25 protein-coding genes and 2 tRNA genes are annotated in these 26,356 nt (G+C 64.3%); 15 read left to right on the top strand and 12 right to left on the bottom strand.

All coding sequences use genetic code 11. The annotated features are described in order from the left end of the window. Positions 1 to 229: 229 nt before the first annotated feature. On the bottom strand, positions 230 to 1,057 hold the full coding sequence (locus AC3IQ7_RS25650; RefSeq protein WP_489207679.1) for a siderophore-interacting protein: 828 nt from the start codon (positions 1,055 to 1,057) through the stop codon (positions 230 to 232). A gap of 22 nt (positions 1,058 to 1,079) precedes the next feature. Beyond that, on the bottom strand, positions 1,080 to 1,637 hold the full coding sequence (locus tag AC3IQ7_RS25655; RefSeq protein ID WP_244517467.1) for a PadR family transcriptional regulator: 558 nt from the start codon (positions 1,635 to 1,637) through the stop codon (positions 1,080 to 1,082). A 221-nt stretch (positions 1,638 to 1,858) separates the two neighbouring features. On the opposite strand from AC3IQ7_RS25655, the gene AC3IQ7_RS25660 reads away from it, so the two are divergent. Then, on the top strand, positions 1,859 to 2,236 hold the full coding sequence (locus AC3IQ7_RS25660; protein WP_489207680.1) for a DUF3052 family protein: 378 nt from the start codon (positions 1,859 to 1,861) through the stop codon (positions 2,234 to 2,236). A 7-nt stretch (positions 2,237 to 2,243) separates the two neighbouring features. On the opposite strand, the gene queG is transcribed toward AC3IQ7_RS25660, so the two are convergent. Continuing rightward, complete coding sequence (queG, locus tag AC3IQ7_RS25665; protein WP_489207681.1) at positions 2,244 to 3,335, bottom strand: tRNA epoxyqueuosine(34) reductase QueG; 1,092 nt, start codon at positions 3,333 to 3,335, stop codon at positions 2,244 to 2,246. Between the two features lie 78 nt (positions 3,336 to 3,413). Between queG and tsaE the strand changes: the two genes are divergently transcribed. Genes tsaE through AC3IQ7_RS25680 form a run of 3 tightly spaced genes read left to right on the top strand, consistent with a single transcriptional unit; the run spans position 3,414 to position 6,117 of the window. Continuing rightward, positions 3,414 to 3,902 carry a tRNA (adenosine(37)-N6)-threonylcarbamoyltransferase complex ATPase subunit type 1 TsaE gene (tsaE, locus tag AC3IQ7_RS25670; RefSeq protein ID WP_489207682.1) on the top strand — a complete coding sequence of 163 codons (489 nt, stop codon included), beginning with the start codon at positions 3,414 to 3,416 and terminating at the stop codon, positions 3,900 to 3,902. Then, positions 3,866 to 5,266 (top strand): N-acetylmuramoyl-L-alanine amidase, encoded by a 1,401-nt coding sequence (locus AC3IQ7_RS25675; RefSeq protein WP_489207683.1) that lies wholly within the window; start codon positions 3,866 to 3,868, stop codon positions 5,264 to 5,266. Before tsaE ends, AC3IQ7_RS25675 begins: the two co-directional genes overlap by 37 nt. 14 nt (positions 5,267 to 5,280) lie before the next feature. Continuing rightward, positions 5,281 to 6,117, top strand: coding sequence for a D-hexose-6-phosphate mutarotase (locus AC3IQ7_RS25680; protein WP_099376608.1), 837 nt, complete (start codon positions 5,281 to 5,283; stop codon positions 6,115 to 6,117). Here AC3IQ7_RS25680 and AC3IQ7_RS25685 read toward each other — a convergent pair. Beyond that, a complete protein-coding gene (locus AC3IQ7_RS25685) occupies positions 6,114 to 7,013 on the bottom strand; it encodes a carbonic anhydrase (RefSeq protein WP_416208697.1) in 900 nt (299 codons plus the stop codon). The two genes, AC3IQ7_RS25680 and AC3IQ7_RS25685, sit on opposite strands and share 4 nt — an antisense overlap. Between AC3IQ7_RS25685 and AC3IQ7_RS25690 the strand changes: the two genes are divergently transcribed. Beyond that, positions 7,012 to 7,203, top strand: coding sequence for a hypothetical protein (locus tag AC3IQ7_RS25690; protein ID WP_233516018.1), 192 nt, complete (start codon positions 7,012 to 7,014; stop codon positions 7,201 to 7,203). The genes AC3IQ7_RS25685 and AC3IQ7_RS25690 overlap by 2 nt on opposite strands. A gap of 99 nt (positions 7,204 to 7,302) precedes the next feature. On the opposite strand, the gene AC3IQ7_RS25695 is transcribed toward AC3IQ7_RS25690, so the two are convergent. Beyond that, positions 7,303 to 7,953, bottom strand: a complete 651-nt coding sequence (locus AC3IQ7_RS25695; RefSeq protein ID WP_071075583.1) for a VTT domain-containing protein — start codon at positions 7,951 to 7,953, stop codon at positions 7,303 to 7,305. Positions 7,954 to 8,201: 248 nt separating this feature from the next. On the opposite strand from AC3IQ7_RS25695, the gene AC3IQ7_RS25700 reads away from it, so the two are divergent. From AC3IQ7_RS25700 to AC3IQ7_RS25740, 9 genes are all read left to right on the top strand, one after another. Continuing rightward, positions 8,202 to 9,140, top strand: coding sequence for a peptidylprolyl isomerase (locus AC3IQ7_RS25700; RefSeq protein WP_489207684.1), 939 nt, complete (start codon positions 8,202 to 8,204; stop codon positions 9,138 to 9,140). 38 nt (positions 9,141 to 9,178) lie between these two features. Next, positions 9,179 to 11,086 carry a DNA mismatch repair endonuclease MutL gene (gene mutL, locus AC3IQ7_RS25705; RefSeq protein ID WP_322426181.1) on the top strand — a complete coding sequence of 636 codons (1,908 nt, stop codon included), beginning with the start codon at positions 9,179 to 9,181 and terminating at the stop codon, positions 11,084 to 11,086. Between the two features lie 118 nt (positions 11,087 to 11,204). Next, positions 11,205 to 12,164, top strand: a complete 960-nt coding sequence (gene miaA, locus AC3IQ7_RS25710) for a tRNA (adenosine(37)-N6)-dimethylallyltransferase MiaA (RefSeq protein ID WP_489207685.1) — start codon at positions 11,205 to 11,207, stop codon at positions 12,162 to 12,164. 91 nt (positions 12,165 to 12,255) lie between these two features. Continuing rightward, positions 12,256 to 12,332: transfer RNA gene (locus tag AC3IQ7_RS25715), tRNA-Met, on the top strand. Between the two features lie 60 nt (positions 12,333 to 12,392). Beyond that, positions 12,393 to 12,469, top strand: a tRNA-Met gene (locus AC3IQ7_RS25720). 182 nt (positions 12,470 to 12,651) lie between these two features. Further along, positions 12,652 to 13,179 carry a sigma-70 family RNA polymerase sigma factor gene (locus AC3IQ7_RS25725; protein WP_489207686.1) on the top strand — a complete coding sequence of 176 codons (528 nt, stop codon included), beginning with the start codon at positions 12,652 to 12,654 and terminating at the stop codon, positions 13,177 to 13,179. Then, positions 13,176 to 14,180 (top strand): FecR family protein, encoded by a 1,005-nt coding sequence (locus AC3IQ7_RS25730; protein ID WP_489207687.1) that lies wholly within the window; start codon positions 13,176 to 13,178, stop codon positions 14,178 to 14,180. Before AC3IQ7_RS25725 ends, AC3IQ7_RS25730 begins: the two co-directional genes overlap by 4 nt. Positions 14,181 to 14,253: 73 nt before the next feature. Beyond that, entirely contained in the window at positions 14,254 to 16,737 is a 2,484-nt protein-coding gene (locus tag AC3IQ7_RS25735) for a TonB-dependent siderophore receptor (RefSeq protein WP_489207688.1), read from the top strand. Between the two features lie 107 nt (positions 16,738 to 16,844). After that, positions 16,845 to 18,353, top strand: a complete 1,509-nt coding sequence (locus tag AC3IQ7_RS25740) for a histidine-type phosphatase (RefSeq protein ID WP_489207689.1) — start codon at positions 16,845 to 16,847, stop codon at positions 18,351 to 18,353. 52 nt (positions 18,354 to 18,405) lie between these two features. On the opposite strand, the gene AC3IQ7_RS25745 is transcribed toward AC3IQ7_RS25740, so the two are convergent. From AC3IQ7_RS25745 to AC3IQ7_RS25775, 7 genes are all read right to left on the bottom strand, one after another. After that, positions 18,406 to 19,692 (bottom strand): MFS transporter, encoded by a 1,287-nt coding sequence (locus AC3IQ7_RS25745; protein ID WP_099376599.1) that lies wholly within the window; start codon positions 19,690 to 19,692, stop codon positions 18,406 to 18,408. A 518-nt stretch (positions 19,693 to 20,210) separates the two neighbouring features. Continuing rightward, positions 20,211 to 20,534, bottom strand: a complete 324-nt coding sequence (locus AC3IQ7_RS25750) for a thioredoxin family protein (protein WP_099376598.1) — start codon at positions 20,532 to 20,534, stop codon at positions 20,211 to 20,213. Between the two features lie 18 nt (positions 20,535 to 20,552). Then, positions 20,553 to 21,248, bottom strand: a complete 696-nt coding sequence (locus AC3IQ7_RS25755; RefSeq protein ID WP_489207690.1) for a fumarylacetoacetate hydrolase family protein — start codon at positions 21,246 to 21,248, stop codon at positions 20,553 to 20,555. A 76-nt stretch (positions 21,249 to 21,324) separates the two neighbouring features. Further along, a complete protein-coding gene (locus AC3IQ7_RS25760) occupies positions 21,325 to 22,620 on the bottom strand; it encodes an MFS family transporter (RefSeq protein ID WP_035828173.1) in 1,296 nt (431 codons plus the stop codon). A 152-nt stretch (positions 22,621 to 22,772) separates the two neighbouring features. Then, entirely contained in the window at positions 22,773 to 23,975 is a 1,203-nt protein-coding gene (gene pcaF / locus AC3IQ7_RS25765) for a 3-oxoadipyl-CoA thiolase (RefSeq protein WP_489207691.1), read from the bottom strand. A gap of 26 nt (positions 23,976 to 24,001) precedes the next feature. Next, positions 24,002 to 24,643, bottom strand: a complete 642-nt coding sequence (locus AC3IQ7_RS25770) for a 3-oxoacid CoA-transferase subunit B (RefSeq protein WP_322426172.1) — start codon at positions 24,641 to 24,643, stop codon at positions 24,002 to 24,004. Between the two features lie 10 nt (positions 24,644 to 24,653). Beyond that, entirely contained in the window at positions 24,654 to 25,352 is a 699-nt protein-coding gene (locus AC3IQ7_RS25775; protein ID WP_077408447.1) for a 3-oxoacid CoA-transferase subunit A, read from the bottom strand. 165 nt (positions 25,353 to 25,517) lie between these two features. Here AC3IQ7_RS25775 and AC3IQ7_RS25780 point away from each other — a divergent pair, with 165 nt between their 5' ends. Continuing rightward, positions 25,518 to 26,345 (top strand): IclR family transcriptional regulator domain-containing protein, encoded by an 828-nt coding sequence (locus tag AC3IQ7_RS25780; protein ID WP_322426171.1) that lies wholly within the window; start codon positions 25,518 to 25,520, stop codon positions 26,343 to 26,345. The last annotated feature ends 11 nt before the right edge of the window (positions 26,346 to 26,356 follow it).

Here is a 26,356-nt window from a genome sequence, read left to right on the forward strand (position 1 = left end):
CAAGGCATCATATTCCGCCTGCTGGAATACTGGCATGACAACAGGCGGACGCGGAGTGGAACACCCCATCAGCACAACGGCCAGCACGCCCATAGATAGTAATTTCAATATTTCCCCCTGGACATTATTTCTCAAAAAAATAATTATATGCAATTGGAAAGTTAAAAACCAGACAATCATCTCATGCGCGATGCGGGCCGCCAGTTGGCGGGTCGAGGCGGGTCAGTAATCACTCATCGTGATGCTCATGATGCTCGGCCGCCCCATGCTTCCAGTAGCTGGCCACATGCAGATGCTGCTTCGGCACCCCGGCGTCAATAAAGTGCCCACGCAAGCCCTGCACCTGCGCATGCTCGCACGCCACCCATACATAGCCGTCGCCATCCTGCGGCAAGGCCACTTGCGCCAGAGCTTCCAGCAGCAGCGATCCCCTGCGGCCATTGCGCGCCACCCAGCGCACGTCCAGCTGCGCCGCACACTCGAGCGCAATCTGTTCGCCATCTTCGACGACCTCGATCACGGCCATCGCGCGCGCCGTGGCCGGCAACTGCTCCAGGCGGCGGGCGATGGCCGGCAAGGCCGTCTGGTCACCCACCAGCACATACCAGTCGAAATCGAGCGGCACCACCATCGAGCCGCGCGGGCCGCCCACGCCCAGGGTCTGGCCGGGCGCGGCTTGCGCCGCCCAAGTGGCCGCGGGGCCGTCGCCGTGCAGCACGAAGTCGATTTCCAGCTCGCGCCGTTCGGCGTCGTAGCGGCGCGGCGTGTAATTGCGGGCAATCGGGCGCGCGCCTTCCGCATACTGGATGGGATTCGGGCCATTGCCCAGCACGGGAAACACGGGCGTAGCCTTCCCCGGGGCGGGGAAGAACAGTTTCACGTGGTCGTCATGCGCCGGCGAGACAAAGCCGTCCAGGTCGTCGCCGGCCAGGGTGATGCGGCGCATGTGCGGCGTCAGCTGCTCGGTGCGCACGACGGTGAGCACGCGCAGTTTCAAGTCATGCCGCACGCGCTCGATGGCATGCGGACGTGGTGTTGCTGGTGATGCAGTAGTCATGGCTTATCCTTGTAAAGTGGGCTCAGTGGCCGTCGACGATGGCGTTCGCCGCCTGTTCCAGCACGGCGGAGACGCGCTCGGCTTCCGCGTCGCTCCAGCTGGTCTTGTTCAGCAACAGCGCATGCTTGAGCGTGTGCATGGCCTGGCGCACGCGCTCGGGCAAGGCGTTGCGCGCCTGGACGCGGGCAAACATGTCGAGGCGGGCCAGGATGCCGTCCACCTGGGCACGGTTCTCGTCGAGATACGCGCGGCCCAGGTCCGTGATCGTGTAGAGCTTCTTGCCGCTGGCGCTTTCGGACGATGTGACATGGTCCTGCTCTTCCAGCAAGGTCAGGGTCGGATACACGGCGCCCGGGCTGGGGGCGTACGCGCCGCCGCAACGCTCTTCGATGGCCTTGATGATTTCATAGCCGTGGCGGGGGCTGATTTCGATCAGCGCCAGCACGATCAGAGGCAGGTCGCCGCGGCCGAAGACGCGCTCGGCCCGTTCGCCGCGCCCTCGTCCACCTGGGCCACCGGGGCCTCCATGGCCCATGCCATCACCGCGCTCGTCGAAGCCGCGCGGGCCGCGGCCGTGCATGGAGTATTCGTGGCGGTATTCGCCATGGTGGTGGTGATGCTGGCCGCAATGGCCGTGATGATGGTGATGGCCATGCTGGCCGTGTTCTGCGTGGTGTGAGTTTCTCATGTTTTCTCTTTAAAGATATATCGTTAGTAGGTATCGTCATTTTATAACGATATATCGATAAGTCAAGGAGAAATTTGTTATGCTCGTCTTTTCACCATCCACACGCCGATGCCATGCCTGACAAATCCGCCCTTGAGAAAATGTATGTGAAAAATGCCAGCTCCCTGGCCGTGCTCAATGACGGCGGCGAACATGGAGAATTGCTGGCGCAGTTGCCGGCGGAACGGCGGGTGCGGGAAGGTGAAAATGCCGACTGGATCCTGCTGTTCGCACGCAGCCGCGCGGAACTGGAACAGTTCCTGCCGATGGCGCAGGCGCGCCTGGCGCCCGGCGGCGCCGTCTGGGTGGCATACCGCAAGGGCGGAATCAAAGCGGGCAGCGACATCCACCGCGACGATATCCGCGACTTTGCGCACACCGTAGGCCTCGACAGCGTGGCCATGGTCGCCATCGATAGTGAGTGGTCGGCACTGCGCCTGAAGCAGGCTTAAAAAGGGTCTAGGCGATGCCGTGCAAGGCCAGCGCCCATTCGACGTGTTCACGCACGATGGCCGATGGATGCTCGCGGCGCGACAGCAGGGCCGCGACGATGTCGGCCTGGCCCCGGGCCTTGGCGGCCGCGTTGCCCATGCCGACGGCCAGGTTGCGCAGCCAGCGTTCGTGGCCGATGCGGCGGATCGCGCTGCCTTCCATGCGGCGGTTGAATTCTTCTTCCGTCCAGGCGAACAGCTCCACCATGCCGGCGCTGCCCAGGCTGTGGCGCTCGTCGAAATCGGGCACGACGGCGCGCTGGGCGAACTTGTTCCACGGGCAGACGGTCTGGCAATCGTCGCAGCCGTACACCTTGTTGCCGATCAGAGGGCGCATCTCGACGGGAATGGCGCCCTTCAATTCGATCGTCAGGTAAGAGATGCAGCGGCGCGCGTCAAGCTTGTACGGCCCCAGGATGGCTTGCGTCGGACACACCGTGATGCACGCCGAGCACTGGCCGCAGCGCGGGGTCTCCGGCGGGTCGACGGGCAACGGCACGTCGATGAGGATCTCGCCGAGGAAAAAGAAGGAACCGCCCTGGCGGTTGATCAGCAAGGTGTGCTTGCCGCGCCAGCCCAGGCCCCCTTTTTGCGCCAGCTCGACTTCCATCACGGGCGCAGAGTCGCTGAAGACGCGGTAGCCGAAGTCGCCGATCTCGCCCTTGATGCGCTCGGCCAGCTGCTGCAGGCGCGAACGCATGACCTTGTGATAGTCGCGGCCCCGCGCATACACGGAAATCACGGCCGCCGCAGGGTCGGCATCGCGCGTCGCCTCGCGTTCGCGCCAGTCGGGCCCCAGCGCCGGCGGCAGATAATTCATGCGCGCGCTGATGGCGCGCACCGTGCCCGGCACCAGTTCGGCCGGGCGAGCGCGCTTCATGCCGTGGCTGGCCATGTAATCCATTTCGCCGTGGTACCCTGCATCGAGCCAGGCTTGCAAGGGCGCTTCCATGTGCGACAGGTCCACGTCGGCGATGCGCACCTCGGCAAAACCCAGCTCGCGCCCCCATTCTTTGATGGTGCGCGCCAGGACGGCGAGATCGGTGATGGTGGCGGACATAGGGGACTTTACGGAAAACGGCAGGCGCGCGGGCGGTTACAATGACAGCAGCCTCCATTTTATGCGATACCGAAGATCATGACCGAACACTTCAAAGCCCACCTCCACGACGAAGCCGGCACCGCCGCACTGGGCGCCGCGCTGGCGCGCACGCTGGCGCCGGGCCTGGCGATCTACCTGCACGGCGACCTCGGTGCCGGCAAGACGGCCCTCACGCGCGCCCTGTTGCACGCGGCCGGCCATGCTGGCCACGTGAAAAGCCCCACTTATACGCTGTCCGAACCGTACACGGTGCAACTCGATGGCCAGCGCGTCAACGTCATCCACTTCGACCTGTACCGCATGGGCAGTGCCGAGGAATTCCTCGACGCGGGCTTTCGCGAAGACTTCGACGGTCGCAATATCTGCATCGTCGAATGGCCGGAGAAAGCCGAACCGGTGCTGCCGCCGGCCGACCTGAATATTTATTTGAACGTTGCGGGTACAGGACGTGATGTAGAATTGCAAGCGTCTTCTGAATTGGGTCTGTCATGCCTTCACCGTCTCAAATTCGCCCCGAACCTTTGATCTCCTCGCCCATCACCCGGCGCACGGTCCTCAAGGCCGGCGGCACCCTGCTGTTGTCCGTGTTCGCGCCCATGTCGGCGATGGCGGCGCAAATTCTCGCCGTGCGCGTCTGGCCGGCCGAGGACTACACCCGCGTCACCCTGGAAAACGACAGCATCCTCAAGGCGACCCACTTCATCGTCAAGGACCCGGAACGCCTGGTGGTCGACATCGAAGGCCTGGAACTCAATCCCACGCTCAAGGGCCTGGTGGCGAAGATTCAGTCGAACGACCCGTATATCAAGCAGGTGCGCGTGGGCCAGAACCGGCCCAATGTCGTGCGCCTGGTGTTCGACCTGAAGGAAGAGGTCACGCCGCAGCTGTTTACCCTGCCGCCGGCCGGCTCCTACAACCACCGTTTGATCTTCGACCTGTATCCCGTGCGCGAGCCGGATTTGATCGCGCAGATGATCGAAAAGGGCGACTGGTCGAGCGACCCCGCCAAGCCGCCCATGGCCGGCACGCATACGCCGCCGCCCGCGCTGCCCCTGCCCGAGAGCGGCAAGCCGCCCGTGGCCGCCGTGGCGCCGCCGGCAGCGCCCATCGTGCCGCCCGTTCCCGACGTGCGTCCGGAACAGCGCCCCGAAACGCGCCCGCTGCCGGGCCAGAAAGTGGTGCGCATGATTACCATCGCGCTCGATCCCGGTCACGGCGGCGAAGACCCTGGCGCCATGGGCAGCCGGGGCAGCCGCGAAAAAGACGTGGTGCTGGCCATTGCCAAGCGCCTCAAGACCAAGCTGGAACTGCAGCCGAACATGCGCGTCATGCTCACGCGCGACGCCGATTTCTTCGTCCCGCTGGGCATGCGCGTGGAAAAGGCGCGCAAGGTGCAGGCCGACCTGTTCGTCTCGATCCACGCCGACGCCTTCATCCAGCCGACGGCGCGCGGCTCGTCCGTCTTCGTGCTGTCCGAAAAGGGCGCCACCTCGACGGCCGCGCGCTGGCTGGCCAACAAGGAAAACCAGGCCGACCTGATCGGCGGCGTGAACGTGAAGAACCACGACAAGCAGCTGGCCAGCGTGCTGCTCGACCTGTCGACGACGGCGCAGATCAATGACAGCATGAAGCTGGGCAAGGCCGTGCTGCGCGAAATCGGCGGCATCAACCGCCTGCACAAGGGCTCCGTCGAACAGGCCGGCTTCGCCGTGCTCAAAGCGCCCGACATCCCTTCCATCCTGATCGAGACGGCCTTCATCTCGAATCCGGAAGAAGAAGCCAAGCTGACCGACAACGGCTACCAGGACCAGATGGCCGACGCCATCGTCACGGGCATCAAGAATTACTTTGCGAAGAATCCGCCGCTGGCGAAAAGCCGCCTGACCTGACATGAAAGCCTAGCATGAGCGAGAGTATCTTTGGCGAGCTGCCGGCCGTGACCATCCGCGCCGCCGATGGCGCGCAAGCGACCGTCACCCTGTACGGCGGCCACCTGGTCTCGTGGCAGACCAGCGATGGCCAGGAGCGCCTGTTCTGCAGCCGAGATTCCGCGCTCGACGGCAGCCGCGCCATCCGGGGCGGCGTGCCCGTGATCTTTCCCCAGTTCGGCGCGCGCGGCACGGGCATGCGCCACGGCTTTGCGCGCGTGGCGACCTGGCAGCTGGAATCGAGCGGTGAGGCTGATGGTGCCGCATGGGCGCAATTTGTCCTGACCCAGGCTGACTTGCCGGAAGCGATCGCCGCCAGCTGGGCATACAACTTCACCCTGCGCCTGCGCGTTGCCGTCACGGCCCAATCACTGGAGCTGCACCTGTCCGTGCACAACACGGGCGAGCAGGCGTTTCCATTCTCGGCCGCCCTGCACAGTTATTTTGCGATTGATCAATTGAGCGAAGCGCGCATTGGCGGCTTGCAGCGCGTGCGCTACTCGGACGAGACGCCGCAAGACGCCTTGCAGGCGGAAGAAGTACTGCAATTTTCGGACAAACTGGACCGCATCTACTACCAGCTGCCGGGCACCTTGAGCCTGCAGTCTGGCAGCCATACGCTGCGCCTGGAGCAGCAGGGCTTTACGGACGCCGTCGTGTGGAACCCGGGCGCGCAAGACGCGGCCGCCCTGCCCGACCTGGCCGACGACGAGCAGCCGCGCTTCATCTGCATCGAGCCTGCCCTGATCCAGCCCGACCTGCTGGCCGCCGGCGCCGAATGGACCGGCCGCCAGCGCCTCGCATTCGTTTAATTGGACTCTTTGATGATGCGGCCGTTCGTAGGCTGAATCGGGCGCGCATTCAAGGGATACAAGCGGCTGAACAGCGCCATCTGCGCCGGCGAGGCTTGCACCGGCTGCTTCATCACCATCCACAGCACGCCTTCGCTGCAAGGCGGCTCCGTCATCGATCCCATGTAGGTGTAGTAATCGCGCCGCGTGGGCAGCATCTCGGCCGGGTCGAGCAGGATGGTCGGCTGCATGGTCTCGAATTTTTCCAGCGGCAAATTGTTCCACACGGTCTGGATGGTCGCCTGCGGCGCCCCCCGCTCCAGCAGCAGCGCCAGCACGGCTTGCCGGCCTTCCGCGTCGCGGTGCACCAGGTGCACCACCATCTCGAACGCCTTGCCATTGATGCGCTCTTCGGACGGACGGTGGAAATGGAATTGCTGCAGCTCGAACATGCGGTTCTGCACCGTGATGTAATTGCCGCCGCTCACGCCCACCTGCACCGTGTGGCCATTGTCAACCACGTTGAACGACGACGGATGGTAGTCAAAGCTGATCTGCTCGAGCTCCACCTTCATGCCGTCGCGGATATCGATCGGCGACTGGCGGCTGCCATTGCCGCACTTGGCCCAGTCGACATTGATCTTGCTCCAGTGGGCCGGGCCGCTGTCGCCTTCGTACGACCAGTGCGTGCCGCGCGGCACAGGCGGCGGTGGCGGCGGCGCGGCCTTCACCACGGCGGCGCGCTTGGCACGGGCGGCGGCGCGGGCCGCCTGGGTGGCGCGCATTTCCGCCAGGCGCGCGGCGATGCGTTCGGACAGGTCGACTTCGGCCGCTTCTTCCTTTTCGCGCGCCGTGGGCGCAACGACGACTGGCGCCTTGGCCTCCTTGCCCTTCACCGATTCGGTCAGGGTTTTCATGGCGGCCGCACGCGCCGACGCCGACATCGGCGCGGATGCGGTGGCGCTCGCGGAGGCGGGGGCATCTTTGGCGCTTGCCATGGCCGTCATCGCGGCAAGGCTGCAAGCTAACAGGGCGCTCAAATGTCGCATGGAAATCCAGAAAGTGAGAATACCCTCTGGTTTACGGCTGGAAAGCAACAAAACTTGAATCAACGCGGGAGTAAAACAGAAACGAGGCAGGGGAAAACGGGATCCGGGGCCGGCTGCGGACTGTGCCGCAGCGCGCTTGCCCCGTATCCATGCGGCCTTACGCCGACTTGCCGACCATGCGCTTGTAGAGTTTCCACATGCCGCCCAGTACCACCGGCACGACGGCGGCGCCGACACCGATCAGCACGATCAAGGTCAGGTGGTCGCGGATCCACGGGATATTGCCGAAGAAGTAGCCCGCCGTCACCAGACCGACCACCCACAGCAGGGCGCCCGTCACGTTGTACATCTGGAAGCGCGCATGCGTCATGTCGGAAATGCCGGCCACGAACGGCGCGAAGGTGCGCACCACGGGCACGAAGCGGGCCAGGATGATGGTCTTGCCGCCGTGCTTTTCAAAGAATTCATGCGTGCGGCGCATGGCATCCTTGTTGATCCAGCGATAATCGTGGGTAAACACCCTTTGCCCGATGGCCTCGCCTATCCAGTAATTGAGCGTGTTGCCCGTAACGGCGGCCGTCACCAGCAAGGCTATAAGCAAGCCCAGGTGCATTTGTCCCGTCGCACAAAACGCGCCGGCGATAAACAGCAAGGTATCCCCAGGGAAGAAAAACAGCACCACGAGGCCTGTCTCGCAAAAAATAATGGCGAACAGCACCGCATACACGAGGGTGCCGTACTGCTCGATCAAGAGACCCAGCGTCTTGTCGACATGCACGATCATGTCGAGGAATTGCACAAAATCCATATATTTTTCCCTAAAGGTAGCGGCGGAATCATACACCACCCGACCGGCGCAACGGCAGTCCCCGGGCTGATATTTCGTGATTAATTCGGCAGCGCCCTTGGCTGTGTGGCATTTTAAGTAAAGGTTAAGGAAACGCCTTATCGGCAGGCAACTGTCAGGATTGCCACATGCAATGTTTTTCCAACGAAATATTGGCATTCCGGTATACACTTTCTGCACGGCGCAACCCGCGTCGACCAGGAGAAAACATGTATCGACACCCACTGAGCGGCCTGATCATGGCCACCGTACTGGGCCTTGCACATCTGACCGCCCACGCAGCGCCCGTCCAGATCAAGGCGCCCGCCGAACTGCCCGCCAAGGCGACCTTGGCCGACGTGATCAAGGCTTCGAAACCGTCCGACTGGCGTGCGCTGGATCCGGACAACACCCTGTACCTGGACATTCCCGCCGGCCGCGTGGTGATCGAACTGGCGCCGGACTTCGCGCCGAAACACGTGGCCAACATCAAGGCCCTGGTGGCCGAGCAGTATTACGACGGCCTGGCCATCACCCGTGCGCAGGACAACTGGGTGGCACAGTGGGGCGATCCGAACGAGAAAAATCCAAAACCGATCCAGCATGCGCAGCGCACCCTGCCCGGCGAATTTACGGTACCCTTGAAAAACGTCAAGAGCTTCACACGCCTGCCGGACGTCGACGGCTATGCGCCGCAAGTGGGCCATTCGAACGGCTTCCCGTCCGCGCGCGATCCGAAAACCGGCACGGCCTGGCTCACGCATTGCTATGCCACCGTGGGCGTGGGGCGCGACAGCGCCAGCGACAGCGGCGGTGGCACGGAGCTGTACGCCGTCATCGGCCAGTCGCCGCGCCACCTGGACCGCGACATCACGGTCGTCGGCAGGGTCGTCTCCGGCATGCCATTGCTGTCCACCCTGCCACGCGGCACGGGCCCCATGGGTTTTTATGACAGCCCCGAGAAAAACGTGCCGATCAAGGCCATCCGCCTGGCCGCCAGCGTACCGGCCGGGCAACGCAGCAACCTGGAAGTGATGCGCACCGACAGCGCCGCCTATCAGGCCGTGCTGGAAGCCCAGCGCCACCGCGGCGGCCCGTGGAGCAAGGTCACTGCCGGCCATGTCGACCTGTGCAATGCGCCGATACCGGTGCGGGAGGTGGCGAAGTAGCCGATGCCCGGCAATTCGCAAACCGTTATAATCAGGGCATGAACGCTCCCATCACGCCCCACCGCCCGATCCAGGCCCTGCCTGACCAGTTGATTTCGCAAATCGCCGCCGGCGAGGTGGTCGAGCGGCCATCGGCCGTCGTCAAGGAGTTGCTGGAAAACGCGCTCGACTCGGGCGCCACGCAGATCACCGTGCGGCTGGAAGAAGGGGGCGTGAAACGCATCGCCATTACCGATAACGGGCGCGGCATCGACAAGGACCAGCTGCCGCTGGCCCTGGCGCGCCACGCCACCTCGAAGATCGCTTCGCTGCACGACCTGGAAAACGTGGGCACCCTGGGTTTTCGCGGCGAGGCGCTGGCCTCGATCGCCTCGGTGGCCGCCGTCACCGTGACCTCGCGCACGGCGGACGCGGCGCATGCGTGGGAAATCGTCGGCTCGCACAATGGCAGCGTCTCGCCCTCGTCGGGCGCGCACGGCACCACGGTCGACGTGCAAGACCTGTATTTCAACACGCCCGCGCGGCGCAAATTCCTCAAATCGGAGCAGACGGAATACGGCCATTGCGCCGAAGTCGTGCGCCGCATCGCGCTGGCGCGGCCGGACGTGTCGTTCTCGCTGTCGCACAATGGCCGCACCATCGACCAGTGGAATATCAGCGAACTGGCCAAGCGCAGCGCCCACATCCTAGGCAATGACTTCGCCGAAGCGCGCCTGGCGCTGGACGAATCGGCCGGCACCTTGCGCATTCACGGCTTTGCCGGCTTGCCGACAGCGTCCAAGGCGCGCGCCGATGGCCAGTTCTTTTATGTCAACGGGCGCTTCGTACGCGACAAGCTGCTGGTGCACGCCGTGCGCATGGCCTACCAGGACGTGCTGCACGGCGACCGTTTTCCCTCGTACGTGCTGGCGCTCGACCTCGACCCGGCGCTGGTCGACGTCAACGTGCACCCGTCGAAGATCGAAGTACGCTTCCGCGACAGCCGCTCCGTGCACCAGTTTGTCTTCCACGCGGTGCAGCGCGCGCTGGCGCAGACGTCGGCCACGGCATTCGGCAGCGTGCCGGCGCCCCTGCCGGCCGCCTCCACCCTGAGCGGCGATACCGCTGGCGCGGGTTTGGGTGGCCCCGGCATCTGGCGCCGCGAGCAGACGCAGACGTCGTTCGGCGCGCAATTCACGAATACCTTCGCGCCCGCCTCGCCCGGCGCGGCCCGCCCCTTCTTTGCCGATGCACCAGGCGTGGGGCAAGACACAGCGGCCTACGGCGCCCTGTTCGGCGGCGCTGCTGCATCCTCGCCGATCACGCAGGTGGAACCGTACATCGCCTCGCCCGAAGCGATGGCGCGCGAAGAGTATCCGCTGGGCTTTGCCCTGGCCCAGCTGCACGGCATCTACATCCTGGCGCAAAATACCAAGGGTCTGGTGCTGGTCGACATGCACGCGGCGCACGAGCGCATCCTGTACGAGCAACTGAAAAACGCGCTGCAGGCGCAGGTCTCGGGCCAGGACATGCAGGTGCAGTCCTTGCTGATCCCCGTGACGTTCTATGCGGACGCCATCGAAGTGTCGACGGCGAATGAAAACCAGGACACGTTAAAAGCGCTGGGTTTTGACATCGCCGCCCTGTCGCCCACGACGCTGGCCGTGCGCAGCGTGCCGACCCTGCTGAAAAACGCCGATGCGCAAACCCTGGCGCGCGACGTGCTCCGCGACGTACGCGAATACGGCGGCTCGCGCGTGCTGATCGAGCGCCAGAACGAATTGCTGGGCACTCTGGCCTGCCACACGGCCGTGCGCGCCAACCGGATATTATCGGTGCAGGAAATGAATGCCCTGCTGCGCCAGATGGAAAGCACGGAACGCGCCGACCAGTGCAACCATGGCCGGCCCACGTGGGTGCAGGTCGAGATCAACGCGCTCGATAAACTGTTCCTGCGCGGCCAATAAAATTCCGGGGTCAGACCCGCCGGGGGGATACTCCCCAATGGGACGTATCCCGATCTCGAAGAGACTGACCCCAGCCTTTGCCTTGGGGTCCCCATCGCAAGCACATCAAAAAAGCACCATGACAAACACCCCACACCTCCCCCTGGCCGTCGCCATCATGGGCCCCACGGCCAGCGGCAAGACGGCCAGTGCGCTGGCCATCGCGCAAGCCATCCCATCCGAGATCATTTCCGTCGATTCCGCCCTCGTTTACCGGGGCATGGATATCGGCACGGCCAAACCGTCAAAGGAAGAACTGGCCCAGGTGCCGCATCATTTGATCGACATCATCGACCCGCTCGACGCCTATTCCGTGGCGCAGTTCCGCAACGACACCCTGCGCCTGGTGAGCGAGATCTCCGCGCGCGGCAAGCTGCCGCTGCTGGTCGGCGGCACCATGCTGTATTTTAAAGGCCTGGCCGATGGCCTCGACGATTTGCCCGGCGCCGATCCCGTGCTGCGCACCCAGCTGGAAGAAGACGCAGCCGCCATCGGCTGGCCCGCCATGCATGCGCGCCTGGCCGAACAGGATCCCGTCACGGCCGCGCGCCTGGCGCCACAGGATGCGCAGCGCATCGGCCGCGCGCTGGAAATCATCGCCCTGTCCGGCCAGCCCATGTCGGCCCTGCTGGACCGGCGCGAAAAGACGGTGCTGCCATTCCAGTTGCAATCGTTCGCGCTGGAACCGTCGGATCGCGCCGTGCTGCACGCGCGCATCGCCACGCGCTTCGACCTCATGCTGAAAAACGATGCCCTGCTCGATGAAGTGGATGGGTTGCGCCGGCGCGGCGACCTGCACCCGGGTTTGCCCTCGATGCGCTGCGTGGGCTACCGCCAGGCCTGGGACTATCTCGATGGCCGTATCGACCGCGCCACCCTGCGCGAGACGGGCATCATCGCCACGCGCCAGCTGGCCAAGCGGCAGCTGACCTGGCTGCGCTCCATGCCGGAACGCATCGTCATCGATTGCCTGGGAGCTGATCCGGCCACGGCCATGCTGGCGCAGATCCAGCCCTTGCTGATGCCGTTACAAAAATAATCATGCCGGCGCCGGCGCGTGAAAAAACCGCACATTTTTTTGCGCCGGCATTGACAAGGAAATGGGAAGACTGGATAATGCTCGGCTGTTGGGTGATATAGCTCAGTTGGTTAGAGCACAGCATTCATAATGCTGGGGTCGGTGGTTCAAGTCCACCTATCACCACCAAAGAACATCGATCAGGTTTTTTACTGGTCAAAACCAGCATCCGGTCTGACCGGTCTGTTTGGTGATATAGCTCAGTTGGTTAGAGCACAGCATTCATAATGCTGGGGTCGGTGGTTCAAGTCCACCTATCACCACCAAGAATTAGCAGTATGAAGAACCCGCCCCTGCACCGTGCAGCGGCGGGTTTTTTCATTTCCGGCACCGCCGCGCGTGCGGCCTGCGCGCAACACCTGCCCCCTCCACATGCAATCGGGGATTGTGGCGAGCCGCCACTGGCGCTTACAATGAGAATAATTCTCATTTATGTTATTCATCACCCATGTCCACCAGCCAGCCCAGCCTGCAACAGCAAGTGCAGTCGCTCTACAGCGAGCATCACGGCTGGCTGGTCGGCTGGCTGCGCAAAAAACTCAGCTGCCCGCATGGCGCGGCCGACGTGGCGCAAGATACCTTCGTGCGCATCATCGCTTCGCGCGACGCCCTGTTCGGCATGCGCGAACCGCGCGCCTACCTGTCGACGACGGCGAAGCGCCTGCTGCTTGACCGCGCGCGCCGCCAGATACTCGAACGCAGCTACCTGGCGGAACTTGCCCTGCTGGCCGACAGCCTGCCCGGCGCGCCCTCGCCCGACGAGATACTGATGGCCGTGCAGGCGCTCGAACAGATCGCCACGGCGCTGGCCGGCTTGTCCGCCAAGGCGCGCGACGCCTTTCTGTTGCACTACCTGGAAGAGCAATCGCAGGCCGCCGTCGCCGCGCAGCTGAACGTTTCCACGCGTATGGTGCAAAAATACCTGGTGCAAGCCTTGCTGGCCTGCCGCCATGCCTGCCCGGCCATGGCCGCATGAATAGCCCCCGTACGGATATCGCCGCCGAACAGGCTGCCCGCTGGATCGTGCAGCTCAGCGCCGACGACCCGGCCGAACGCGACACCGCGCAGGCCGGCTTTGCCGCATGGAAGGCGGCCGACCCGCTGCACGCGAGCGCGGCCGCCGGCATGGAAAACCTGCTGCGTCAATTGAACACCGTGCGCGAGCCGGCCGGCGGCGACCATAGGCCCGCGCGCGCCGCCCTGGCCGCCATCGCCCCAAAGCGTCCCCGCCAGCGTCTGCGCCAGCTGGCCGCGGCCAGCGCCGTGGCCGTGCTCGCGCTGACCGGGGCGCTGGTCATCAGCGAGCGCCCCGCCTACCTGCTGGCCGACCTGCGCAGCCCCACCGGACAATGGCAGACGCACACCCTGGCCGATGGCAGCCGCCTGACCTTGGGCAGCAACAGCGCCGTCAACGTGCATTTCAATGGGGGCGAGCGGCATGTGGAACTGGTGCGCGGCGATATCCTCGTCGACGTGGCCAAGGATGCGCAGCGCCCCTTCATCGTCGACAGCGGCCAGGCGGCGATCCGCGCGCTGGGCACGCGTTTCAGCGTGCGCAGGGAAGACGGCGCCACCATCCTCAGCATGCTGGAGTCCAAGGTGCTGGCGCAGGTGCCGCAACATCCGGCCGTCGTGGTGCAGGCGGGCCAGCGCACGCGCATCACGGACGATGGCGTGGGCCCCATCACGGCCATCGATGCGGCCAGCGTGCAGGACGCGTGGCGCGCACGCCGGCTGGTGGTCGACGACTTGCCGCTGGCCGAGGTGCTCGACGAGCTGGCGCGCCACCGCCCCGGCCAGCTGCATTACGACCGCGCGCAGATCGCCGGCATCCGCGTAGCCGCCGTGCTGCCGCTGGACGACACGGACAAGGCGCTGCAGCTACTCATCGACAATTTCCCCCAGCTGCGCATCCGCATGTTGACACGCTACCTGGTGATGGTGGATGCGCCAAACACTGGCACCGCAAAAAAATAATGTGCCACGCAGGTTCGTGTTGGCGCATCTCGTGCGTCAAGGCAGCTGAGATCATTCAAAAAAGGCTGTCACCATGTACGCTCCTGCCGTTCCCGTTTCGTCCCAGAATCCCTTGCGCACGCGTTTGCGTCCGCTGGCCCTGGCGGCCATGCTGCTCGCTGGCGCAGGCCTGCATGCCCAGGCAATCGCCCAGGCCGTGCCGGCTGTCGCCAGCTACGCCATCCCCGCCGGCCCGCTGGCTGGAGCCCTGAACCGCTATGCGCAGCAAGCGGGCGTGTCCATCGTCATCGACGCCTCCAAGGTACAGGGCTTGACCAGCGCCGGCCTGCAAGGCAGCTACGCCATCGATGACGGTTTCGCCGTGCTGCTGCGCGGCAGCGGCTATGCGATCGGCAAGACGCCCACCGGCTATGTGCTGGTGGCCGCGCCTGCAGTCGCCGCTCCCACGGCGGCGGCCAGTAGCGCCTCGGCGACCGAACGCACCATGCCCTCGATTACCATCGTCGGCCAGGCCGAGCAAGGCGCCACCACGGAAGGCAGCGGCTCCTACACGGCGCGCAAGCTCACCATCGGCAAGGGCGAGCAGGCGATGAAGGACATCCCGCAATCGGTCAGCGTGCTGACGCGCCAGCGCCTGGACGACCAGGGCATCACGGACTTGCGCGAAGCCGTCAATAACGTCACCGGCGTGGTGGGCGTGCATGGCGTGGGGCCGGGCGTGGTGATCACGGCGCGCGGCTTCCAGATCGATCAATGGCAGTACGATGGCGTACCGATCGACCGCAACACCTATGCGCTGGGTAACTGGGGCCAGGAAAACATGGTCATCTACGATCGACTGGAAGTGCTGCGCGGCGCCTCGGGCATGCTCGTTGGCACGGGCAGCCCCGGCGGCTCCGTCAGCCTGGTGCGCAAGCGCCCGGGCGCCACGCGCAGTGTCAGCATGACGGCGCGCGCGGGATCCTGGGACCATTATGGCGCGCAGCTCGACGTCAGCAGCCCCCTGACTGCGGACGGCAGCCTGCGCGGACGCGTCATTGTCGATGAAGACGATACCCACTCCTTCATCGACCAGGTGTGGAGCAAGAACCGCACCCTGTACGCGGCGCTCGACTATGACCTGGGTCCGGCCACCACCCTGGGCCTGGCCATCAGCAACGTCAATGACCACGGCCGCCCCACCTTCATCGGCCTGCCCCGCTACGTGGACGGCAGCGCACTGAATCTGCCCCGCTCCACCTTCACGGGCGCCGACTGGAACCGCAGCGAAGCCCGGCAAACCAACGTGTATCTCGACCTGGAGCACCACTTCAACAGCCAGTGGAGCCTGAAGGCATCGGCCGTGAACATGAAGGAAAACACCGGCTCCGTGCACCAGCGCCTGGCTTCCGCCATCCAGCCCGACGGCAGCGGCGCGAGCTATGGCGACTTTGGCATGGATTTCGACAACCGCAAGCGCGGCATCGATACCTACGTACGCGGCAAATTCGACGGCCTGGGCATGGCGCAGGAAGTGCTCGTGGGCGCCAGCTATGTCACGCTGGCGTCGGACGACCGCTACGCGCGCGCCTGGGAATCCGGGGCGAACGTCTTCAACATCAAGCACCACCGCCCATGGCAAGATATCGACAGCATCGCCGCGCGCCCAATGGGCGTGACCAGCAACAGCACCTACGAAATACGCCAGAAAGGCCTGTATGGCAGCTGGAATGGCCAGTTGACCGGCAAGCTGAAAGCCGTGCTGGGCGGACGCTTCAGCTGGTATGACTTCCTGTATGCGACGCCCGCAGGTTCCGAAGAACAACTCAACGCCACCGCCAAGTTCACGCCATCGGCGGGACTGATCTACGCGCTCGATCCGCAATGGTCGGCTTACGCCAGCTATGCCGATATCTTCACGCCGCAAAGCATCCGCGACGTGCAAGGCAAGGTCCTCAAGCCCATCACGGGCAGCAACTACGAGGCGGGCATCAAGGGGGAACTGATGGATGGCAAGGTCAACACCTCGCTGGCCGTATTCCGCTACGACCACAAGAACCGCTCCGTCACCGACTATGCTGCCGACCTCCCGTGCGACGGGCAGTACTGCTCGCGCGCCTCGGGCAAGGTGCGCAGCCAGGGCATGGAAGCGGAAGTATCGGGCGAAGTGGCACGCGGCTTGCAGCTGTCGGCCGGTTACGCCTACACGACGACGACCTATCTGAACGACCCGGACAATCAGGGCAAGGTCTTTTCCACCTGGACGCCGAAACACATGCTGCGCGTGTGGTCAAGCTACACCCTGCCCGGCGCCTGGGACAAATTCAGCGTGGGCGCCGGCGTCAACACGCAAAGCCATACGCTCGATACCGCGTACACGTTCAAGGTTGCCGGCTTCTCGATCTGGAACGCGCGCCTGGCCTGGCAAGCCACGCCGCAAGTAGCCCTGTCGCTCAACGTCAACAATGTGCTCGACAAGCGCTACATCATCCCGGCCTACAACACCACCGGGTCGAACAACTACTATGGCGACCCGCGCAACGTGCAGTTCACCTTGAAGTACACGCCGAAATGGTAGGCTGACGCACTGCGCTGACAGCACAGGCGGGCACGGCATTCAGCCGTGCCCGCCTTTTTTTCGTTCAGTGCTAGGCTTGCATTCAAGAAACCATCCGCAAAAAAAACATGTCCCAACAGCTTACCCTGTCCAGCATTGCGCTGGCCCTGGCCCTGCACGCCAGTTCCGCCCTCGCCTTCGACGGCCATTACCAGACCAAGACACCGTACGCGCCGCAGCAGGATCCGGCCACCTATGCCGCGCCGCCGGCCGGCTTCCAGCCAATTTTCACGCAGCTGGTGGCGCGCCACGGTGCGCGCGGATTGACGAGCATGAAGGGCGACGCGGCCCTGTACGCGATGTGGCAGCAGGCGGCCGCGCAGGATGGCTTGACGCCGCTGGGACGCGCACTGGGTCCCGACATCCTGGCCCTGATGCGGGCGAACGCCTTGCTCGGTTATGGCGTGGCCGGCATCGAGCAGCCCGGCTACGGCAACCTGTCGCAAACGGGCATCGAGGAACACCGGCAGCTGGCCGCGCGCATGCTGGCGCGCCTGCCCACCCTGTTTGCACAAGTGGGGCAAGATGCCGCGACGGCGCCGCGCCAGCTCGTCACCATCCATTCCGGCGTGGACCGCGCACGCGACAGTGCGCGCTTTTTCACGCAATCGCTGCTCGAACACGCGCCCGCGGTACAGCCGATATTACAAGCGGATGGCGTCAACCGCTTCCTGCTGTACGCGCACAAGCTGTCGCCGCAGACGGACCGGGTCACCGATCCGGCCCATCCTTATTACGCCACCTATGCCGCCAGCCAGGCTTACCAGTACTATGAAAGAACGAAACAGCTGCACGCGCTGATGGATGCGCCCGCCCGGCTGCCGGCAGCGGCGATGCACGCGCGCCATGTGCTCGAACGGCTGTTTTCACCCGCCTTCCTCAAGCAGCTTGAGCGCGGCGGCGCCAGCTATGCCGACACGGGCAACTACACCTTCACCAGCGACGACGGCAAACTCACGCGCACCATGACGGGCAGCGGCAAGACCGTCATCCGCAGCCTGAATGCGGCCGCAACGCAACTGTATGCGCTGTACGCGATCGCCGCCGGCATGCGCCATGAGGTGCCGGTCGATTTCAGCCGCTACATGCCCGCCGAGGATGCGCATTACTACGCCTATATCGCCGACCACGAGGATTTTTACCAGAAGGGACCGGCCACCACGGAAAGCGCCGGCGTGACCTGGCGCTTCGCGCTGGCCTTGCGCGAGGACTTTTTCAAGGAAGTCGATGCGCTGGCCGCAGGTGACCTGCGCCACGCGGCCAAGCTGCGCTTCACGCACGCCGAGATGATCATCCCGCTGGCATCGGCCATGGGCTTGCAGCAGCCGCTGCCGGCTTCGGCCAGCTACAGTTATGAGACTAATCCATGGCGCGGCCAGACCGTCTCGCCGCTGGCGGCCAACATGCAGTGGGACGTGTACCGCAACGGCGACGGTCAGCTGATCGTGCGCCTGCTGTACAACGAAAAGGAAACGCCGTTCCAGCCATCGTGCGACAGTGCCCGCATCGCGCCGGGCAGCGTCTTCTATGATTACACGGGGCTCAAAGCCTGCTACGGCCACGTGGCGGCGCAATAAAAAAGCCGCCAGCTGGGCAGCTGGCGGCTTTCGAACTTCGAGCAGAAAGCAGTTACTGCCAGGCTTCCTTGCCTTCGCGTGGCTTGCCCACCATCAGCAGCGCACCCAGGGTCAGCACGGCCGCCAGCGACAGGTAGTAGCCCACGTATTGCAAGCCGTAGTTGGTAGCCAGCCAGGTGGCGATGTACGGCGCCAGCGAGGCGCCCAGAATACCGGCCAGGTTGAACGTCAGCGAGGCGCCCGTGTAACGCACTTCGGGCGGGAACAGTTCGGACAACATCGTGCCCAACGGTCCGTAGGTCATGCCCATCAGGCCCAGGCCAACGGCCATGAAGACCGTCACTTCCCACGTCACGCCGGAGCCGAACATGGGCGCGAGCACCAGGCCGAAGATGGCGATGGCAACGGAAACCCAGATCAGGGTGGCGCGGCGGCCGCGGCGGTCGGCCAGCACGGCCGAGAATGGAATCGTCAGGGCAAAGAACAGCACGGCAAACAACTGCACGACGAGGAATTCCTTGCGCGTGAAGCCCAGCTTGGTCGTGCCCCAGCTCAGCGCGAACACCGTCATCAGGTAGAACAGCACGAAGGTGGCCAGGGCGATGATGGTGCCCAGGAACAGCATGCGGCCATGCTGGCGGAACACGGTGGCGACGGGCAGTTTGACGACCTCGTTCTTGTCGATGACTTTCTGGAAGTCCGGCGTTTCCGTGATCTTCAGGCGCACGTACAGGCCGACGATGACCAGCAGCGCGCTGGCCAGGAACGGGATGCGCCAGCCGTAGCTGAAGAATTGCTCATCGGTCATGGTTTCGCTCAGCAGCAGGAAGATGCCGCCCGACAGGAAGAAGCCGATCGGCGCGCCCAGCTGCGGGAACATGCCGTACCAGGCGCGTTTGCCGGGTGGCGCGTTTTCCGTCGCCAGCAGCACCGCGCCGCCCCACTCGCCGCCCAGACCCAGGCCCTGGCCGAAACGGCACAGCGCCAGCAGCAGCGGCGCCAGGGTGCCGATGGCGGCATACGTCGGCAGCAAGCCGATGATGACGGTCGAGATACCCATCGTCAGCAAGGCGGCGACCAGGGTCGCCTTGCGGCCGATGCGGTCGCCGAAGTGGCCGAACACGGCCGAACCGATGGGGCGGGCGAAGAAGGCGATGGCGAACGTGGCCAGCGACTGCAGCACGGCGGCCGACGGGTCGCCGGCGGGGAAGAACAGTTTCGGGAACACCAGCACGGCGGCGGTGGCGTAGATATAAAAGTCAAAGAACTCGATGGTGGTGCCGATCAGGCTGGCGAACAGCACCGTGCCGGGGGAATTTTTCTTGGGGGGGGTGCTCATTTACTGCGCTCCTTGGGGAGGGTGTCTAAAGGCCATTCTCTGGATGTTTTTTCAGGCAGCAGCACAGCACGGTGTCTAGGCGCGCGGTTCACATATCATAGCTGTGCGCGGGCGTAATTGCTGCGAATTTGCTATTAAATTCGCAAACAAATTCCATGCCGCAACACGCCGTTGTTAACGGCAGACAACGGTGTACCAACGCGCGCTATCGCGCCGTGATCAGTGCTGATTTAGAGAAACAACGGTCGTGCGCCATCCGGTTACCCGGGGCACGGCAGGAAAGGCGTCAGGGGATGGGCGACGTGTATCAGGCCCGGCGTATCGCCAGGCATTCCGTACCAGACCCGCGCGTCGGCATCGCGGCATCGGTCATTTGTGGTGAATCCTTGCCTGCGGCCCCTCCGGGTGGAGCGGGCCGGCGATCATCGCGCTGCATCACGAAGGATGCGGTTGATCTTGCTGTAAGCGGCTTATGATACGCGCAGTGGTGCAGTGCGGCAAGAAATGATGGAAATCACCTAGGCCTCGATCAGGGCGAACGCCTTGCCGATTTCCGCGCTGTCGAGCGGGCGCACGAGGCGCGCCACTTCCTGGCCATCCTTGAGGAAAATCAAGGTCGGCCACAGCTTCACCCGGAACGCGCGCCCCAGGGCGCGGCCGGGGCCGTCTTCCACGCGCAGGTGTGGTACCGCGGGGTGCTGCGCAAACGCGGCGGCCAGCGGCGCCTGGGTGGCGCGGCAATGGCCGCACCAGCCCGTGCCAAATTCCAGCAGGGCCGGCCCCGTCAAGGCGTCGATCTCGGCGCGCGTGGGTTGTGCTACAGAATACGTGTCGTGCATCATGCCAGTCTCCCAGACAGCTTAGACCACTTTTACGCGCAAGGTCTCCAGGCCGTCGATGGCCCCCACCAGCTCGTCGCCGCGCTGCACGGCCGCCACGCCGGCCGGCGTGCCCGTGTAGATCAGATCGCCCGGCTGCAAGGTAAAGTAGGTCGACAGGTCGGCGATAGTTTCCGCCACGTTCCAGATCAGCATGTCGATGCTGCTGCCCTGGCGCAACTCACCGTTCACGTGCAGGGTAATGGCGGCGCTGCCAATATTCCCCGCCTGCGCGGCCGGGGTGATGGGACCGATGGGCGCCGAATGCTCGAAGGCCTTGCCCGTGTCCCACGGACGGCCCAGTTTTTTCGCTGCGGCCTGCACGTCGCGGCGCGTCATGTCCAGGCCCACGGCATAGCCCCACACGTGGCTCAACGCCTCTTCGGCGCCGATGTCGCTGCCGCCCTTGCCGATGGCCACCACCAGCTCCATCTCGTGCTGGAAATCCTGCGTCTGCGCCGGATATGGCAGTTCGCCCGTCGTGCCGGCAGGCACGGGCAGCACGGCGTCGTTTGGTTTCATGAAGAAAAACGGCGCCTCGCGGCCCGTGTGGCCCATTTCCTTGGCGTGGTCGACATAGTTGCGGCCCACGCAATAGATGCGGTGGACAGGGAACGTATCAACGCTGCCGGTGACGGGAACGCTGGGCTGGATGGCTGCGGGAATGACATACGACATGAAGACTCCTGATCGGCACGATAAAAAGACGGTGATGAAAAAGGGACACCGCAGTGTCCCCCATTTTACGACAACGTTACTTCAACAGTCCCGAGCGGCTCGGGTCCGGCATGCGGATGGCGACGATGAAGGAAATCAGGCACATGACGGTCACGTACCAATAGAAATATTCTTCCACGTGCCAGGCCTTGAACTGCAGCGCCACGTATTCGGCCGAACCGCCGAACATGGCGTTGGCGACCGCATACGACAGGCCCACGCCCAGCGCGCGCACTTCGACGGGGAACATTTCGGCCTTGATCAAGCCGCTGATCGACGTGTAGAAACTGATCACGGCCAGGGCGATGATGATCAGGCCAAACGCCGCGTACGGGCTGGTGACGTCCTTCAAGGCATGCATGATTGGCAACACGCACAGGGTGGCCAAGCCGCCAAAGAACAGCATCGACGTGCGGCGGCCGATGCGGTCGGACAGGGCGCCGAACACCGGTTGCAAAATCATGTACACCAGCAAGGCGCAGGTCATGACGGCGCTGGCCGTCTTGGTATCCATGCCGGCCGTATTGACCAGGTATTTCTGCATGTAGGTGGTAAACGTGTAGAACACGAGTGAGCCGCCGGCAGTAAAGCCCAGTACCGTGATGAAGGCGCGCTTGTGCTTGAGCAAGCCGCGCAGGCTGCCCGCGTCCTTGTCCTTGCGCTCGCTGGCGGTGGTCGTTTCCGTCAGGGATTTACGCAGGTTCAGCGACACGAGGGCCGCCAGGGCGCCAAACACGAACGGGATACGCCAGCCCCAGGCACGCAATTCTTCCAGGGTCAAGAGTTGCTGCAAGACCACCAGCACCAGCAAGGCCAGCAACTGGCCGCCGATCAGGGTCACGTACTGGAACGAGGCAAAGAAACCGCGCTTGCCCGATTCCGACACTTCACTCATGTAGGTGGCGCTGGTGCCGTATTCGCCGCCTACGGACAGGCCCTGGAACAGACGCGCCACCAGCAGCAGGAACGGGGCGAAGGCGCCGATGGTTTCATACGTGGGCAGCACGGCGATCATCAGGGAACCGCCGCACATCATCAGCACGGAAATCATCATCGACTGGCGGCGGCCGTATTTGTCGGCGATGCGGCCGAACAGCCAGCCGCCCACCGGACGCATGAGGAAGCCGGCGGCAAAGATGCCGGCCGTCTGCAGCAACTGCGTCGTCGGGTTACCGGAAGGGAAGAAAGCGTGCGAGAAATACAGCGCGCAGAACGAGTAAATGTAGAAGTCGAACCATTCGACCAGGTTACCGGAGGAAGCGCCAATGATGGCCTTGATGCGCTGCTGGGAAGTCAGCTGCGCAACGTCATGCGGAGTATCGTGGGATGTCATATCAGTCTTCTTGTTCGTGTGAAAAAGCCAACGCCAGCCGGATTGCCCAGGCTGGTTTTGCATCATACGCCCTTGATCCGGGTCAAAAAGCCGCCCGGCATACGCGTTAATACGTATGACGGGCAACTTTTTTTCCCTGCGGGCGCGTGGAATCAGACCCGTTCCAGCACCAGCGCGATGCCCTGCCCCACGCCGATGCACATGGTGCACAGCGCATAACGCCCGCCCGTGCGGTGCAGCTGGTTGACGGCCGTCATGGCCAGGCGCGCGCCCGAGGCGCCCAGCGGGTGGCCCAGGGCGATCGCGCCGCCGTTCGGGTTGACGCGCGGGTCGTCGTCGGGCAAGCCCAGCTGGCGCAGCACGGCCAGGCCTTGCGCGGCAAACGCTTCGTTCAGTTCGATGACGTCGAAGTCGGCCAGGGTCAAACCCGTCATGGCCAGCACTTTCAGGGTGGCGGGCGCGGGGCCGATACCCATGATGCGGGGCGCCACGCCGGCGGTGGCCATGGCCACGACACGCGCGCGCGGCGTCAGGCCAAAGCGGGCCGCGTTCGCCTCGTCGGCCAGCAGCAGCGCCGCCGCACCATCGTTGACGCCGGAAGCGTTGCCGGCGGTAATCGTGCCGTCCGCGCGCACGACGGGTTTCAATTTGGCCAGGATCTCCAGGGTGGTGGCGCGCGGATGCTCGTCGCGGCTGACAACGACGGGGTCGCCCTTCTTTTGCGCGATGCTGACAGGACAGATTTCACTGTCGAAGACGCCTGCCTGCTGCGCCGCCAGGGCCTTGACCTGGCTGGCCAGCGCGAACGCGTCCTGGTCCGCACGGCTGATGCCAAAGTCGGACGCCACGTTTTCCGCCGTTTCCGGCATCGAATCGACGCCGTACCGGGCCTTCATCAAGGGGTTGATGAAACGCCAGCCGATGGTCGTGTCTTCCATTTTCATGCTGCGCGAAAAGGCGCTGTCGGCCTTGCCCATGACGAATGGCGCGCGGCTCATGCTTTCCACGCCGCCGGCGATCAGCAAGCCCGCTTCGCCGCTCTTGATGAAACGGGCGGCGCTGCCGATGGCGTCCAGGCCCGAGCCGCACAGGCGGTTCAGGGTGGCGCCCGGCACGCTGTCGGGCAAGCCGGCCAGCAGGGCCGCCATGCGCGCCACGTTGCGGTTGTCCTCGCCCGCCTGGTTGGCGCAGCCGTACAGCACGTCGGTAACAAAAGTCCAGTCCACCTCGGGATTGCGCGCCATCAAGGCACGGATGGGCACGGCGCCCAGGTCGTCGGCGCGCACGCCGGACAGGCCGCCGCCGTAGCGGCCAAACGGCGTACGCTGCGCGTCGCAAATGTATGCGTGAGTCATGTTCTCTCCTCCAAGAAAGTGTTGAATTAACGTCCGTCCGTCAGCGGCACGGCCGTCAACGCTTGCAACTGTTCAAAACTCAAGCCGTCCACCAGTTCGACCACCGTGGCGCCGGCGGGGCCCAGGTCAAGCACGGCCAGGTCGCTGTAGATGCGGCTGACGCAAGCAATGCCCGTGAGCGGGTAGCTGCACGCCTGCACCAGCTTGCTTTCACCCGTCTTGGTCAGCAATTCCATCATGACCCAGGTTTTTTTCGCGCCGATGGCCAGGTCCATGGCCCCGCCCACGGCGGGAATGGCGTCCGGCGCGCCCGTGTGCCAGTTGGCCAGGTCGCCCGTGGCGGACACTTGAAACGCGCCCAGCACGCAAATGTCCAGGTGGCCGCCGCGCATCATGGCGAAGCTGTCGGCATGGTGGAAATAGCTGCCGCCGGGCAGCAGGGTGACGGGCTGCTTGCCTGCATTGATCAGGTCATAGTCTTCCTCGCCCGGCGCGGGCGCGGGGCCCATGCCGATGACGCCGTTTTCGCTGTGCAGGATGATGTCGGCGCCAGCCGGCAAGTGGTTCGCCACCAGGGTCGGCAAGCCGATGCCCAGGTTGACGACACTGCCCTCATGGATGTCAGCCGCCACGCGGGCCGCCATTTGATCTCGATTCCATTTATTCACTTGATACTCCTCAGGCAGCTTTGAAGCCGGCGGGGCCGGTGGCCGTGCGCGGCACTTGCACGAGGCGCTGCACGAACAGGCCCGGCGTGATGACATGTTCAGGATCGATGCTGCCCAGCTCGGCAACTTCATGCACGGAGGCAATGCTGACCTTGGCGGCCATGGCCATGATGGGACCGAAGTTGCGCGCCGTCTTGCGGTAAGTCAGGTTGCCCCAGCGGTCGCCCTGCTCCGCCTTGATCAGCGCGAAATCGGCGTGGATCGGTGACTCGAACACATACATGCGGCCATCGATCTCGCGCGTTTCCTTGCCCTTGGCCAAGTCCGTGCCATAGCCCGTGGGCGTGAAAAAGCCGCCGATGCCGGCGCCGGCGGCGCGGATGCGCTCGGCCAGATTGCCCTGCGGCACCAGTTCCAGCTCCAGCTTGCCCGCGCGGTACAAGGCATCGAAGACGTGGGAATCGGCCTGGCGCGGGAACGAGCAGATGATCTTGCGCACCTGCCCGTTTTTCAGCAGGGCGGCCAGGCCCGTGTCGCCATTGCCCGCATTATTGTTGACGATGACGAGGTCGCGCGCGCCCTGGGCGATCAAGCCGTCGATCAGCTCGGCCGGCTGGCCCGCGCCGCCGAAGCCGCCAATCATGACGGTGGCGCCATCGTGGATATCGGCCAGCGCATCAAGCACGCTGGACCGCAGTTTGTCGATCATTGCTGTCTCCTCCAAATCAAACCCATCAGCCATTTGTTCGTATAACGAACAAATATTCGTATTTAGAACTTATTCGTGAGAATATGCCTGATCGGGGCGCTTGTCAATTTGCCGTTTTCGCCAGCGCCATGGCTATAATTGCCACCTTGATCAATTGGAATTGCCATGACCGCACGCAGCAGCACCTCCCTCTCCGCCGAAGACACCGTCGATGCCGATGGCGCACCGCGCCCTGGCGACAGCTATGTGCAATCGTTCGCGCGGGGCCTGGCCGTGCTGCGCAGCTTTGGCGCGGATGCGCCGCAACAGACCCTGAGTGAAGTGGCGGAACGGGCGCAGCTGACGCGCGCGGGCGCGCGGCGCATCCTGCACACCTTGTTGCATCTTGGCTACGTGGAAGCGGACGGGCGGCTGTTCCGTTTGACGCCCAAGGTGCTCGACCTCGGTTACGCCTACCTGTCATCCCTGCCCGTGTGGACGCAGGCGCAGCCGCTGCTGGAAGAATTGATGCAGACCTTGCGCCAGTCGTGCTCAGCCACCGTGCTCGACGGCGACGACATCGTGTATGTGGTGCGCCTGTCCGCACACCGCACCATGTCGATCAACCTGGGCATTGGCAGCAGGCTACCCGCCTATTGCACCTCGATGGGACGGGTTTTACTGTCGGGCCTGGCGCCCGACGTGCTGCGTGAACGGCTATCGAAGATGGCGCTGCTGAAAATCACGCCGGCGACCAAGGTCGATATCGACGTCTTGATGGAAGAGATTGCACAAGTGCGACGCCAGGGCTGGTGCCTGGTGCAGGAAGAACTGGAACAGGGCTTGATCGCCCTGGCCGCGCCCGTGTTCGACCGGGCCGGCAAGGTGGTGGCAGCGATCAACGTCAGCGGCCAGACGGCGGGGCCGTCCGTGGCGCATCTGCTGGAACACAGCCTGCCGAAACTGCTCGATACGGCCAGCCGGGTCAGCGCCCTGGTGCGGGTGCAGCAGTAGCGTTTATTGCT

It is taken from the genome of Janthinobacterium sp. GL_088, from assembly GCF_057837845.1.

What these genes read in the sequence shown, in the direction of transcription:
- AC3IQ7_RS25775 (WP_077408447.1), bottom strand. Translation starts at nt 25,352, where the DNA reads ATGATCGACAAACTGCGGTCCAGCGTGCTTGATGCGCTGGCCGATATC.
- AC3IQ7_RS25780 (WP_322426171.1), top strand. Translation starts at nt 25,518, where the DNA reads ATGACCGCACGCAGCAGCACCTCCCTCTCCGCCGAAGACACCGTCGAT.
- AC3IQ7_RS25725 (WP_489207686.1), top strand. Translation starts at nt 12,652, where the DNA reads ATGTCCACCAGCCAGCCCAGCCTGCAACAGCAAGTGCAGTCGCTCTAC.
- AC3IQ7_RS25660 (WP_489207680.1), top strand. Translation starts at nt 1,859, where the DNA reads ATGCCTGACAAATCCGCCCTTGAGAAAATGTATGTGAAAAATGCCAGC.
- AC3IQ7_RS25685 (WP_416208697.1), bottom strand. Translation starts at nt 7,013, where the DNA reads ATGAAAACCCTGACCGAATCGGTGAAGGGCAAGGAGGCCAAGGCGCCA.
- AC3IQ7_RS25755 (WP_489207690.1), bottom strand. Translation starts at nt 21,248, where the DNA reads ATGTCGTATGTCATTCCCGCAGCCATCCAGCCCAGCGTTCCCGTCACC.
- tsaE (WP_489207682.1), top strand. Translation starts at nt 3,414, where the DNA reads ATGACCGAACACTTCAAAGCCCACCTCCACGACGAAGCCGGCACCGCC.
- AC3IQ7_RS25730 (WP_489207687.1), top strand. Translation starts at nt 13,176, where the DNA reads ATGAATAGCCCCCGTACGGATATCGCCGCCGAACAGGCTGCCCGCTGG.
- AC3IQ7_RS25750 (WP_099376598.1), bottom strand. Translation starts at nt 20,534, where the DNA reads ATGATGCACGACACGTATTCTGTAGCACAACCCACGCGCGCCGAGATC.
- AC3IQ7_RS25655 (WP_244517467.1), bottom strand. Translation starts at nt 1,637, where the DNA reads ATGCACGGCCGCGGCCCGCGCGGCTTCGACGAGCGCGGTGATGGCATG.
- AC3IQ7_RS25745 (WP_099376599.1), bottom strand. Translation starts at nt 19,692, where the DNA reads ATGAGCACCCCCCCCAAGAAAAATTCCCCCGGCACGGTGCTGTTCGCC.
- AC3IQ7_RS25740 (WP_489207689.1), top strand. Translation starts at nt 16,845, where the DNA reads ATGTCCCAACAGCTTACCCTGTCCAGCATTGCGCTGGCCCTGGCCCTG.
- pcaF (WP_489207691.1), bottom strand. Translation starts at nt 23,975, where the DNA reads ATGACTCACGCATACATTTGCGACGCGCAGCGTACGCCGTTTGGCCGC.
- AC3IQ7_RS25700 (WP_489207684.1), top strand. Translation starts at nt 8,202, where the DNA reads ATGTATCGACACCCACTGAGCGGCCTGATCATGGCCACCGTACTGGGC.
- AC3IQ7_RS25735 (WP_489207688.1), top strand. Translation starts at nt 14,254, where the DNA reads ATGTACGCTCCTGCCGTTCCCGTTTCGTCCCAGAATCCCTTGCGCACG.
- AC3IQ7_RS25675 (WP_489207683.1), top strand. Translation starts at nt 3,866, where the DNA reads ATGCCTTCACCGTCTCAAATTCGCCCCGAACCTTTGATCTCCTCGCCC.
- AC3IQ7_RS25690 (WP_233516018.1), top strand. Translation starts at nt 7,012, where the DNA reads ATGGCGGCCGCACGCGCCGACGCCGACATCGGCGCGGATGCGGTGGCG.
- mutL (WP_322426181.1), top strand. Translation starts at nt 9,179, where the DNA reads ATGAACGCTCCCATCACGCCCCACCGCCCGATCCAGGCCCTGCCTGAC.
- AC3IQ7_RS25760 (WP_035828173.1), bottom strand. Translation starts at nt 22,620, where the DNA reads ATGACATCCCACGATACTCCGCATGACGTTGCGCAGCTGACTTCCCAG.
- miaA (WP_489207685.1), top strand. Translation starts at nt 11,205, where the DNA reads ATGACAAACACCCCACACCTCCCCCTGGCCGTCGCCATCATGGGCCCC.
- AC3IQ7_RS25650 (WP_489207679.1), bottom strand. Translation starts at nt 1,057, where the DNA reads ATGACTACTGCATCACCAGCAACACCACGTCCGCATGCCATCGAGCGC.
- AC3IQ7_RS25680 (WP_099376608.1), top strand. Translation starts at nt 5,281, where the DNA reads ATGAGCGAGAGTATCTTTGGCGAGCTGCCGGCCGTGACCATCCGCGCC.
- AC3IQ7_RS25695 (WP_071075583.1), bottom strand. Translation starts at nt 7,953, where the DNA reads ATGGATTTTGTGCAATTCCTCGACATGATCGTGCATGTCGACAAGACG.
- queG (WP_489207681.1), bottom strand. Translation starts at nt 3,335, where the DNA reads ATGTCCGCCACCATCACCGATCTCGCCGTCCTGGCGCGCACCATCAAA.